Source organism: Ensifer sp. LC163, from assembly GCF_001695855.1.
GTDB lineage: Bacteria > Pseudomonadota > Alphaproteobacteria > Rhizobiales > Rhizobiaceae > Ensifer.
Genome location: NZ_MBSS01000019.1, coordinates 64,144 through 75,097 on the forward strand (window position 1 = coordinate 64,144; position 10,954 = coordinate 75,097).

At 63.2% G+C, this 10,954-nt stretch carries 10 protein-coding genes; 9 read left to right on the forward strand and 1 reads right to left on the reverse strand.

Features of this window, described 5'->3' with window-relative positions:
- Window positions 1-16: 16 nt before the first annotated feature.
- The 8 genes from BC360_RS17110 (at window position 17) to BC360_RS17145 (ending at window position 7,311) form a co-directional block, all read left to right on the forward strand.
- The gene (locus tag BC360_RS17110) at window positions 17-823 is read left to right on the forward strand and encodes an amino acid ABC transporter ATP-binding protein (protein ID WP_065796110.1); all 807 of its coding nucleotides are present in this window, start codon (window positions 17-19) and stop codon (window positions 821-823) included.
- A complete protein-coding gene (locus BC360_RS17115) occupies window positions 820-1,464 on the forward strand; it encodes an amino acid ABC transporter permease (RefSeq protein ID WP_065796112.1) in 645 nt (214 codons plus the stop codon). The genes BC360_RS17110 and BC360_RS17115 overlap by 4 nt, the downstream gene beginning before the upstream one ends.
- On the forward strand, window positions 1,464-2,126 hold the full coding sequence (locus BC360_RS17120) for an amino acid ABC transporter permease (protein WP_065796114.1): 663 nt from the start codon (window positions 1,464-1,466) through the stop codon (window positions 2,124-2,126). Before BC360_RS17115 ends, BC360_RS17120 begins: the two co-directional genes overlap by 1 nt.
- 27 nt (window positions 2,127-2,153) lie before the next feature.
- Window positions 2,154-2,993, forward strand: a complete 840-nt coding sequence (locus tag BC360_RS17125) for a transporter substrate-binding domain-containing protein (RefSeq protein ID WP_065796116.1) — start codon at window positions 2,154-2,156, stop codon at window positions 2,991-2,993.
- Between the two features lie 85 nt (window positions 2,994-3,078).
- Window positions 3,079-3,813 (forward strand): aspartate/glutamate racemase family protein, encoded by a 735-nt coding sequence (locus tag BC360_RS17130; protein WP_065796118.1) that lies wholly within the window; start codon window positions 3,079-3,081, stop codon window positions 3,811-3,813.
- A 55-nt stretch (window positions 3,814-3,868) separates the two neighbouring features.
- Window positions 3,869-5,008: an aldo/keto reductase gene (locus BC360_RS17135; RefSeq protein ID WP_065796120.1), complete on the forward strand. Its 1,140-nt coding sequence runs from the start codon at window positions 3,869-3,871 to the stop codon at window positions 5,006-5,008.
- Window positions 5,009-5,058: 50 nt separating this feature from the next.
- The gene (gene purU / locus BC360_RS17140; protein ID WP_065796122.1) at window positions 5,059-5,949 is read left to right on the forward strand and encodes a formyltetrahydrofolate deformylase; all 891 of its coding nucleotides are present in this window, start codon (window positions 5,059-5,061) and stop codon (window positions 5,947-5,949) included.
- 78 nt (window positions 5,950-6,027) lie between these two features.
- On the forward strand, window positions 6,028-7,311 hold the full coding sequence (locus tag BC360_RS17145) for an NAD(P)/FAD-dependent oxidoreductase (protein ID WP_065796124.1): 1,284 nt from the start codon (window positions 6,028-6,030) through the stop codon (window positions 7,309-7,311).
- 15 nt (window positions 7,312-7,326) lie between these two features.
- Here the strand turns inward: BC360_RS17145 and BC360_RS17150 are convergent, their stop codons facing one another.
- Window positions 7,327-8,256 carry a LysR substrate-binding domain-containing protein gene (locus BC360_RS17150; RefSeq protein WP_065796126.1) on the reverse strand — a complete coding sequence of 310 codons (930 nt, stop codon included), beginning with the start codon at window positions 8,254-8,256 and terminating at the stop codon, window positions 7,327-7,329.
- A gap of 95 nt (window positions 8,257-8,351) precedes the next feature.
- Here BC360_RS17150 and BC360_RS17155 point away from each other — a divergent pair, with 95 nt between their 5' ends.
- Window positions 8,352-10,793: a GcvT family protein gene (locus BC360_RS17155; protein ID WP_065796128.1), complete on the forward strand. Its 2,442-nt coding sequence runs from the start codon at window positions 8,352-8,354 to the stop codon at window positions 10,791-10,793.
- The last annotated feature ends 161 nt before the right edge of the window (window positions 10,794-10,954 follow it).

Genomic DNA, 10,954 nt, shown 5'->3' on the forward strand with positions numbered 1-10,954 from the left:
GAGTGGCAAACCGACAATGACCGAGGACGATACTCTGGCCGCCAGAGGGGTGCCTTCCGCAAAGGGCCAGGCGCGAAAGCCACTGATCAAGCTCGACAGGCTGAGCAAGCACTACGGCAACCACACGGTGCTCGACGGTATCGACCTTGAGGTGATGCCGGGAGAAGTGCTGGCGATCATCGGGCCGAGCGGATCCGGCAAGAGCACGCTGCTGCGCTGCATCAACTACCTAGAGCCGCCGGATGGCGGGCATGTGTCCATCGGCGACATTTCGCTCAACGCGGCCGCACCCGCCGGGCGATCGGAGCTTTCGACCTTGCGCCGCAGCGTCGGCATGGTCTTCCAGTCCTTCAATCTCTTTCCGCATATGACCGTGCTGCGAAATGTCAGCCTGGCGCAGGAGCGCGTTCTCGGACGCAGCCGCAAGAGCGCCGATGAAAGGTCGATGCAACTGCTGAAGCGCGTCGGCCTGGCCGACAAGGCGGAGCAGTATCCCGGCCGCTGTTCCGGCGGCCAGCAACAGCGCATCGCCATTGCGAGAGCGCTTGCGCTCGACCCGGAAGTCATGCTTTTCGATGAGCCGACCTCCGCCCTTGATCCCGAACTCGGCCTCGAAGTTCTCGCCGTCATGCGGGAACTGGCTGAGACCGGCATGACGATGATCGTCGTCACCCACGAAATGAGCTTTGCCGAGAATGTTTCCGACACGGTGATGATCATGGCCGACGGCAAGATCATCGAGAAGGGGCCGTCGGCTGACGTCATGCGCAATCCGCAGCAGGAGCGCACCAAGCGCTTCCTTCGGGCGGTGCACGACCGATGAGCACAGTAGACCTCTTCGCCATTTTGCGCGGACTTCCCTGGACGGTCGCCTTGACGCTCGGCGCGTTCCTGGCCGGCGCCGTGCTCGGGGTGCCACTGGTGGCGGCCAGGCAGAGCCGCATCCTGCCGCTGCGATTTCTGGCGATGGTGTTCATCCAGATCGTGCGCGGCATTCCGCCGATCCTCTGGCTGTTCATCATCTTCTTCGGCCTGGGAATGAGCGTCTTCCCGATCAGCCCCTTCAACGCGGCGCTGGCCGGGCTGGGGCTGATCGCGGCCGCGAACATGGCGGAAATCTACCGTGGTGCGCTCGCCTCCATACATTTCGGCCAATGGGAGGCGTCGTCGGCGCTGAACCTCGGCCGCTGGCACACGCTGACGGACGTTGTCGCCCCGCAAGCCTTTCGCGTCGCTCTGCCTTCGGCCGCGAGTTACCTGATCGGTCTGATGAAGGAGACGGCCGTGGCCTCGACCATCGGCGTCAGCGAGCTTGCCTTCCAGGGCAACCAGCTGTCGCAGCTGACGTTCCGCGGTCTCGAAGTCTTCGCTCTGGTCGGCATGTTCTACATTCTCTTGAGCCTGCCGGTCGCCTGGCTGTCGCGCGTCGCCGACGGCTATCTGCAAGCAAAGGTGGCCCGCTGATGTTGCCGAGCTACGAAGAACTCTCCGCCTGGCTTCCCGATCTCCTGTCGGGGCTGTCGATCAGCCTGCAGGTCACGGTGCTCAGCCTCTTGATCGGCATTCCGTTCGGGCTGCTGCTGGCGCTTGGCGTGCTCGCCAAGAACCGGCTGACAAAGGTAATCGCCCTGTTCCTGGTCGAGGTCGGCCGTGGCGCGCCGGCGCTGGTACTGCTGCAGTTCATCTATTTCGGCCTGCCGACATCGGGCCTGACGCTCGGTTCCTTCACCGCAGCCGTCATTGCCCTTGCCTGGAACACCGGCGCCTATACCAGCGAGATCATTCGCGCCAGTCTGCAGTCGATCCCGCATGGTCAGCGAGAGGCCGCGGTCGCAATCGGGCTCAATCGACTGGATGCCTTGCGCTACGTCCTGCTGCCGCAGGGGCTGCGTGTCGCGTTGCCGGCGCTGCTCGCCTTCTCGATCCTGATCTTCCAGGGCACGTCGCTCTGCTTCACCATCGCGCTGCCGGAACTCGTCAGCCGCGCCTATGAAATCGGCTCGAACACGTTCCGCTATTTCCCGGCGCTTCTCGCCGCCGGCGTTCTCTACGCCTCGATCTCCATCCCCGCCGCTCTCCTCGTCAGTCATGTCGAGAAGCGCGCCGGCTCCTATGCGCAACGCTGAACCAACACCATGAAAGGGCATTCAGGCATGACTTCGTTCACGACCAAAACCCGCCTTCTTTTGACCGGTATCGCCGGCGTCCTCATTTCGAGCCAAGTGGCGCTTGCCCAGGATTGCACGCCGAAGCACACCTTTGCCACGATCGAACAGGGCACGCTGACGGTTGCCGTCACAACGTACGTCCCGCATTCCTATCTCGACGACAGCGGCAACATGAAGGGCATCGACGGCGATATCGCCGCGGAATTCGCCAAGCGCGAATGCCTGAAGGTGAAGGCGATTGCCGTCGATCCGGCCGCCGCCATCCAGTATGTGCTTTCGGGACAGGCGGATATCGCTACCGGCGACTGGTACCGTACGGCCGAGCGCGCCAAGGTCATGAACCTCTCGGCGCCGCTCTATACCGACCAGATGGCGATCTATTCCAAGGATGGCTTCGCCACCGTCGGCGACCTCGAAGACAAGCAGGTCGGCACGGTGCAGGGCTATCTCTGGGTCACGGACCTGAAGACCATGCTCGGTTCCAAGCTGAAGCTCTATCCGAACTCGGTCAACATGCAGCAGGACCTCTTCTCCGGCCGCATCGACGTGGCAGTGGACGGCTATTCGACCGGCGTCGTCGCTGAAAAGAGCGGCGCGCTCAAGGACGTCAAGGTCAAGGTTGCCGCCTCCGACGATCGGGTCAGGGCCACCAAGGAAGCCGCGCAGGCGGCATTCCCCTATTCCTTCAACGCCAAGGAATTCGGCATTGCCTTGGATGCGCAGATCGAGGCGATGCATGCGGACGGCACCATCGTCAACGTCCTGAAGTCCTACGGCCTCGATGGCACCGCCGCCGAAACCGGCGCGCCACGTCTGGTCCAGTAAGGCCATATACGGGAGCCGCTACAGGCTCCCGTTCCCCTCGGCGGGCATGCCGATTTGAGAACAATTCGATATCGGAGACAAGACGATGACTGTCCACTCAGTCACGCGGAGGACGCAGTCGTGGTACGGAGAGTCGATCGGCATCCTGATCCTCGATGCGGCATATCCTTGCGTGCCCGGCAATGTCGGCAACGCCACGACCTATGATTTTCCGGTCCGCTTTCAGGAGGTCCGTGGCGCCTCCATCGACCGATTGCTCAATCAGCGCGATCCCGCACTTCGCGACGTCTTCATCGAAGCGGCGGTCGAGTTGCAGAACCGCGGCGTCAAGGCGATCACCGGCGCCTGCGGTTTCATGGCCTATTTCCAGGAGGAGGTCGCGGCCGCCGTCGATATTCCGGTGTTTCTGTCGAGCCTGATGCAGATCCCATTCATGCATGCGGCCGCCGGCGGCAGTGTCGGCATCATCACGGCCAACGCCGCGCGGCTGACGCCGCGCCACTTCGAGGCGAGCAACGTGCCGGGACATATCCCGCTCGCCATTGCCGGCATGGAAGGGCAGAAAGAGTTTCGGGAGGCCATTCTCGAAGAGAAGGGCACGCTCGACAGCGCGCAGATCGAGCGGGAGGTCACCGAGGTCGCTTGCAAACTCGTCGAGGATAACCCGGACGTTCGCTCCATTCTGCTCGAATGCAGCGATCTGCCGCCCTATGCTCATGCCGTGCAGGCGGCGACCGGTCTGCCGGTTTTCGACTTCGTAACGATGATCAACCACGTCCAGCAAGGCGTCGCGCGCAGGAGCTATCACGGCCGCATGTGACCGGGGCCGAAGGCCGGACGCGAGACACATCAGGAATAGCCCCCAGGAACCAACCATGTCCATGGACCACTACTACCTTCTCGGCCGTTCGGGGTTGCGGGTCAGCCGGCTCGCGCTCGGAACGATGACCTTTGGCAATGGCGGCATTCGCGGGATCGGCGGCTCGTGGGGGTCGGATGAGGACGCCGCGCGCGCGATCATCAACCGCTACCTGGAGGCCGGCGGCAATTTCATCGATACGGCCGATTCCTACGCGGCGGGTGTCAGCGAGGAACTGATCGGCAAGTTCGTGGCCGAGACAGGCATCCGCGACCGGGTGGTGATCTCGACCAAGTTTTCCAACAGCCTGGAGCCCGGCAACCCGAATGCCGGTGGCAACGGCCGTAAGAACCTGATGCGTGCTGTCGACGCTTCGTTGCGGCGCCTGAAGACGGATTATATCGACCTCTATTTGCTGCACACCTGGGACAGGATCACGCCAGCCGAAGAGGTCATGCGGACGTTCGACGATCTCGTGCGTGCCGGCAAGATCCGCTATGCCGGGCTTTCCGACGTGCCCGGCTGGTATGCTGCGCGCGCGCAGACCTGGGCGGAGGCCCATGCCCTGACGCCGCCGATCTGCCTGCAGCTTCCCTATTCGCTGGCCGAGCGCAGCATCGAAAACGAATTCGTGCCGCTCGCCCAGACGCTCGGCCTCGGCATTACCGCCTGGAGCCCACTCGCCATGGGCTTGCTCTCCGGCAAGTATCGCGCCGGCCAGCAGGCGGCGGGGCGGCTCTCCCTCGACGCTTCGGGCAGTGGGCTCGGCCTCTTTACCGAGCGCAATATGCGCATCGTCGCAGCCCTCGAGGCGGTGGCCGGTGAGACTGGTCGCAGCATGGCGCAAGTCGCCTTGAACTGGGTGGTGACGCAGCCCGGCGTCGGTGCGGCCATCGTCGGGGCGAGCCGGATCGAGCAGCTCGACGACAACCTGGCCGCATTGGATTTTTCGATTCCCGCCGAATTGCGCCAGCAACTGCAGGCGGCAAGCGCGGTTGAAGCCGCCTATCCCTATTCGCTGTTTGCCGACGATTACCAGGCCGGCATCCTCAACGCCGGGGTGGCGATCGGCGAGAAGCCGCGCGGGTATTACAGCGAGACCTTTCTGCCAAAGGTCTCCGATTATGTTTTCGGTCAACCGAAATCCAAGGATTGAAGCTCTCCGATGAGCCGCTTCCGCCACCGCTATCACGAAAGGAAAGAGGCATGACCGTGATGCCCGCAAACCTGACATCTACCGGCACTGCTGCCTCTTTCATTTCGACGCTCGCCTGCGATGACCAGCCCGGTATCGTCGCAGCCGTGACGACCGAGCTTGCGGCGATCGGCGGCAACATCGTCGAAAGCAATCAGTTTCGCGACGTCGAGACCAACTGCTTCTTCATGCGCATTGCCTTTACCGGTCCCGCCGGCATGTCGCGAGACGGCGTCGAGCGCGCGCTGAAGCCGGCGATCGATCGCTTCGGCATGAGGGCGGCGGTTGCCGATGCGACCCGCCGGCCGAAAATCATCGTGATGGTCTCGAGGTTCGACCACGCGATGCTGCATCTGCTCTACCAGATCCGCGTCGGCTGGCTGAATGCCGAGGTGGTCGCCATCGTCTCCAACCATGACGACAGCGCAAGGACCGCCGAGCTCGAAGGCATTCCCTATCACCACTGGAAAGTGACGAAGGACAACAAGGCCGAACAGGAGCAGCGGCTGATTGATCTGGCACGTGAGACCGAGGCCGACCTCGTCGTCCTTGCCCGCTATATGCAGGTCCTCTCCGACAGTCTGTCGAACCGGCTCTATGGCCGGATCATTAACATCCACCACTCGTTCCTGCCGTCCTTCAAGGGCGCCAAGCCCTACCACCAGGCGCATGCGCGCGGCGTCAAGCTGATCGGGGCGACGGCGCACTATGTCACGCCCGACCTCGACGAAGGCCCGATCATCGAGCAGGAGACGGAGCGGGTCAGCCATTCGATGAGTGCCGAGGATTTCGTCGCCACCGGCCGCGATATCGAAAGCCGCGTGCTGGCCCGGGCGGTGAAGATGCATCTGGAAAACCGCGTCATGCTCAACGGCCACAGGACGGTGGTCTTTACACAGTGATGGCGACGTTATCATTGTGATGATTGATGGAAGCTGCGGGAAAGACGAAGCAATATGCCCGCGCGAAGGACTTGAACGATGCTGAACGATCCCCGCTCCCATGGGCTTTGGGAAAAGACCGCCCCGCCGCCGCCGGTCACCGGCCCGCTTGCAGCCGACGCCTCCGCCGACGTGGTGGTTGTCGGCGGTGGCTTCACCGGCATTTCGGCCGCGCTGCATCTGGCGGAAGCCGGCCGCAGCGTCATCCTGCTCGAAGGCGCGGAGATCGGTTTTGGCGGCGCGGGCCGCAATGTCGGCCTGATCAATGCCGGCATATGGGTGATGCCCGACGATATGCCCGGCGAACTGGGTGACGCCCACGGCGAGCGGCTGCTGGGTCTGCTCGGCAACGGGCCGCGCGTGGTGATGGAGCTGATCGATAGGCATGCGATCGCCTGCGAGTTGGAGCGCAACGGCACGCTGCACTGCGCCGTCGGCGATGCCGGCCTGAGGGAGATCGAGGACCGTGCGTCGCAATGGCAAAAGCGTGGCGCGCCGGTGGAACTTCTTGATGCGGCCGAGACGGCCGCACGGATCGGCACGAACGCCTATGCCGGCGCCTTGCTCGACAGGCGGGCAGGCACGCTGCAGCCGCTCGCCTATGTCCGCGGCCTGGCGCACGCGGCCGAGCGTGCCGGCGTCGTCTTGCACACTTCGAGCCGGGTCGTCTCGACCGAACGCATCGGCAGCCGCTGGAAGGTGGCGACGGACAGGGCGTCGGTTACGGCGGACTGGATCATCGTCGCGACCGATGCCTACAGCACCGGTCCATGGGAACGGGTGCGGACCGAACAGGTGTATCTGCCCTATTTCAATCTCGCGACCCGGCCGCTGGCGCCTGACTTGCTGTCGAGCATTCTTCCCAACCGCGAGGGCGTCTGGGACACCAAGGAAATCCTCTCGTCCTTCCGCATGGACAAGGCGGGCAGGCTGGTGTTCGGCAGCGTCGGCGCCTTGCGCAATGGTGGTGCGGCGGTCCATATGGCCTGGGCCCGGCGTTCGCTTGCCCGGCTTTTTCCGCAACTGGGCAGGGTGGATTTCGAGTGCGAATGGTATGGCCAGATCGGCATGACCACCAATGCGCTGCCACGCTTCCACCGGTTCGCGCCGAATGTGGTCGGCTTCTCCGGCTACAACGGCCGCGGCATCGCGCCTGGAACGGTGTTCGGCCGGGTGCTGGCACGGCATATTTTGGGAGAGATTGCCGAGGTGGAGCTTCCATTGCCGCTCAGCGATCCGAGCGATCCGCCGCTGCGGCGTCTCAAGGAGGCCTATTACGAGGCTGGTGCCCAGGTCGCCCACTTTGTGGGCGACCGTTTCTGATCAACCTGCTCGCCGTCAATCCTCGGCGAAGATGTCGGCGTCGGCGTTCTGTTCCATCAGCCAGTCGCGAAAGATCTCGGTGCCACGCTTCGGCGGCCGCTGCGCCGGCATGACGATGTGGATGCCCTGTCCCGAAAGATAGCTCGCCCGGATCGGGCAGACGAGCCGGCCGGCCTTCAGGTGGTCATGCACCAGATGTTTCCAGCCGAGGGCGACCCCTTGCCCGAGCACCGCCGCCTCGATCGAATTCAGCGCATCGGTGAAGACGAAGTCCTGCGTCAACTTTGCGGCCGAGACTTCGTTGCGCTCCAGATATTCCCGCCAACCGACACGTGAGCGATGCCGTTCCTCGAAATGCAGGAGCGTGTGGTTGAGCAGGTCGGCCGGGGCCTCGATCGGCCCATGCTCTTTGAGATAGGCGGGACTGCAGACTGGCCACACTTCCTCGGTGACGAAATGCCAGGCTTGGATGCCCGGCCATTTGCCGGCGCCAAGCCTGGCGGAAAGATCGATATCCTCTTCCAGCAGATCCTGATCGTCGCGGCTGCTTTCGGCAATGCGCAAGGCGATATCCGGATGCTGCGCCTTGAAGGCTTTCAGTCGCGGCAGAAGCCAGAGCTGCACGAAGGATGCGGAGAACGAGACGCGCACGATATCGCGCGAGTGCTTCTGCCGGAGCGACGAGATCACCATGTGCAGGTGATCGAAGGCTTCCTGCGTTTCCTTGTAGAGCCGCTTGCCCTCGGCCGTCAGCTCCAGTCGAGCGTGCTCGCGGCGGAAGAGTTTCAGACCAGTCGCCTCTTCAAGCAGCCGGATCGTCTTGCTGACGGCCGGCTGGCTGACATTCAGCTCTTCTGCTGCGCCGGTAAAGCTCTGCCGCCGGGCGGCGGCCTCGAAGACGAACAGATAGTTGGCGGAGGGGACGAGCGAGCGGAGTCTATGCATAAACTGAGGTTATGCCCCCGGACAATTTTTAGCAAGATTACAAGCGCTCCAGCCGTTTGTAAGTTGCTGAAAATTCCACATAAGGGAACCTCTCCATGCAAACTCATGCTCGGGCCGTGGTCATCGGCGGCGGCTGCGTCGGCGCAGCTATTCTCTACGGTCTGACCAAGCGCGGTTGGACCGATGTCGCTCTGCTCGAACGCACGCAGCTGACCGCCGGCTCGACCTGGCACGCCGCCGGTCTCATTCCGTCCTATGCCCGCAGCATCAATATCGGCCGGATGATCGCCAAGACCATAGAGATCTATGAAGGCCTCGAAGCCGAAACCGGCCAGCATGTCGGCTGGCACAAATGCGGCCAGTTGCGCATTGCCAACACCCGCGACCGCTTTGACGAGTACAAGAGCTACATGAGTGTCGCCGAGGTTCAGGGCATTCGCGCCGAACTCGTTTCGCCCGCAGAGGCCCGCGAACTCTGGCCGCTTCTTGAAAACAACAAGGAAATGCTCGGCGCGCTCTACCACCCTGACGACGGCCACATCGCACCGGCCGACGTGACCCAGGCGATGGCCAAGGGTGCCCGCGATCGCGGCGCCAAGATCTATCTCAACACCGAGGTGCGCGGTTTCGAGCGCATGCCGAGCGGCGAGTGGAAGATCAGGACCAATCAGGGCGAGATCATCTGCGAGCACATCATCTCGGCGACCGGCAATTATGCGCGCCAGACCGGCGCCATGCTCGGCCTCGAAATCCCGGCGATCCCGATCGTTCATCAATACTGGATCACCGATGCCGTTCCGGAGGTAATCGAGCGTAAACGCCAGGGCCTGCCCGAAATGCCGATCCTGCGCGACGAGGGGTTCGAGGGCTATCTTCGCGAAGAGGGTGACGGCCTGATGTTCGGCCCCTACGAGAAGACCGAGCATCTGAAGCTGTTTGCCGAAAACGGCGTGCCGGAATGGTTCGGCGCCGACCTGCTTGAAGAAGACTTCGATTCCGTCTCTTGGAACTGGGAGCGGGCGATGGACCTCGTGCCGGCGCTCGGTCGCGTCGGCATCAAGGCCAATGTCCGCGGCCCCTTCCAGATGACGGCCGACGAGCTGCCTTTGATGGGGCCGGCCTGGGGGCTCGAAAATGTCTGGATCGCCGAAGGGGTGCCGGGCGGCATCCTCTGGGGTGGGGCGATCGGCTACTACCTCTCCGAGCGCATCGTCGAAGGCGGTAACAGCCTCGACACCTCCGAGCTCGACCCGCGCCGCTTCGGCGACTACGCCAACAAGAACTGGACGCGCGAGAAGGTGCGCGAAGCCTGGGGCACCCATGCCGAGCAGCACTATCCCGGTCAGGACATGCCGGCTGCCCGACCGCAGAAGACAGCGCCCTCCTATGATCGCCTGAGCGAGAAGGGTGCCGTCTGGAGCGTTCTCAACGGCTGGGAAATGCCCAATTGGTTCGCGCCTGATGGTGTGGAGGCCAAGGACCAATACAGCTGGCGCTGGACCGAGAAGGGCAAATACGTCGCCGAGGAGGTTCACGCCGTGCGCAACGCCGTCGGCCTTGTCGAGATGACCCCGATGACCAAGTTCGAGGTCAGCGGCCCGGGTGCCGAAGCCTGGCTCGACGGCATTTTGGCCAACCGCCTGCCGAAGAGCGGCCGCGTCAACCTTAGCCACCATCTGACGCCCAAGGGTGGCGTCCAGGCCGAATATGTCGTCGCCCGTCTGGAAGACGGTTTCTTCTATCTGATCTCGACACCGCGGGCCGAGCGCTGGAATTTTGACGATCTGTCGAAGCTGCTGCCTGGGGATGGCAGCGTGCAGCTTCGCAATGTCACCAACGATCGCGGCTGCTTCACCATCGTCGGACCAAAGGCGCGCGACGTGCTGCAATCGCTGACGGAAATCGACCTCTCCAACGAGGCGTTTCCGTGGTTCGGCGTGCAATCGGGCACGGTGGCGCTCGCCAGCGACGTCCGTCTGCTTCGGGTCAACTATGAAGGCGAGCTCGGCTGGGAACTCTATCACCCGCTCTGCTATCAACGGCACCTGCTCGATGCGCTGCTTGCCGCCGGCGAGGCGCATGGCCTGAGGCTGATCGGCCTGCAGGCGCTGGAATCGCTGCGTCTCGAAAAATCCTACCGGGCGATGTACCGCGACATGAACCCGGAACTCAGCGCCTGGGAGAGCAGCCTCGATCGCTTCGTGCACCTCGACAAGGGGGAATTCATCGGCCGCGATGCGCTGGTAAAGGCAAGGGAAGAGGGCGTTGCCCGCCGCTCCTTCACCATCGCGATCGACACCGATGGCGCAAGCTCGCTGATCTATGAGGGTGTCTATCACCAGGGTAAGCTGGTGGGACGCATCACCTCGGGTGGCTATGCCTATACGCTCGGCCACGACGTCGCCTTCGCCCTGCTGCCGGTCGAGCTTGGCGTCCCGGGAACGGAACTCAAAGTCCCAATCCTTGGGGAGCGGCGCAGGGCGCGGGTCATTGCGGAATCGCCCTACGATCCCGAAGCCAAGCGCGGCCGCATGTAACGGTCCTCAAGCAGACAGCGAAAATTGCAGGAAAGGGTTGGTCATGAAAATACTTGTGACGGTCAAGCGGGTGGTTGACTACAACGTCAAGATCCGGGTGAAGGCGGACGGCTCGGGCGTCGAGCTCGCCAATGTGAAGATGTCGATGAACCCGTTCGACG

Bases quoted from the DNA above. Each gene is read 5' to 3' on its own strand.
- purU (WP_065796122.1), top strand. From the start codon at position 5,059: ATGACCGTGATGCCCGCAAACCTGACATCTACCGGCACTGCTGCCTCT.
- BC360_RS17145 (WP_065796124.1), top strand. From the start codon at position 6,028: ATGCTGAACGATCCCCGCTCCCATGGGCTTTGGGAAAAGACCGCCCCG.
- BC360_RS17130 (WP_065796118.1), top strand. From the start codon at position 3,079: ATGACTGTCCACTCAGTCACGCGGAGGACGCAGTCGTGGTACGGAGAG.
- BC360_RS17125 (WP_065796116.1), top strand. From the start codon at position 2,154: ATGACTTCGTTCACGACCAAAACCCGCCTTCTTTTGACCGGTATCGCC.
- BC360_RS17150 (WP_065796126.1), bottom strand. From the start codon at position 8,256: ATGCATAGACTCCGCTCGCTCGTCCCCTCCGCCAACTATCTGTTCGTC.
- BC360_RS17155 (WP_065796128.1), top strand. From the start codon at position 8,352: ATGCAAACTCATGCTCGGGCCGTGGTCATCGGCGGCGGCTGCGTCGGC.
- BC360_RS17115 (WP_065796112.1), top strand. From the start codon at position 820: ATGAGCACAGTAGACCTCTTCGCCATTTTGCGCGGACTTCCCTGGACG.
- BC360_RS17120 (WP_065796114.1), top strand. From the start codon at position 1,464: ATGTTGCCGAGCTACGAAGAACTCTCCGCCTGGCTTCCCGATCTCCTG.
- BC360_RS17110 (WP_065796110.1), top strand. From the start codon at position 17: ATGACCGAGGACGATACTCTGGCCGCCAGAGGGGTGCCTTCCGCAAAG.
- BC360_RS17135 (WP_065796120.1), top strand. From the start codon at position 3,869: ATGTCCATGGACCACTACTACCTTCTCGGCCGTTCGGGGTTGCGGGTC.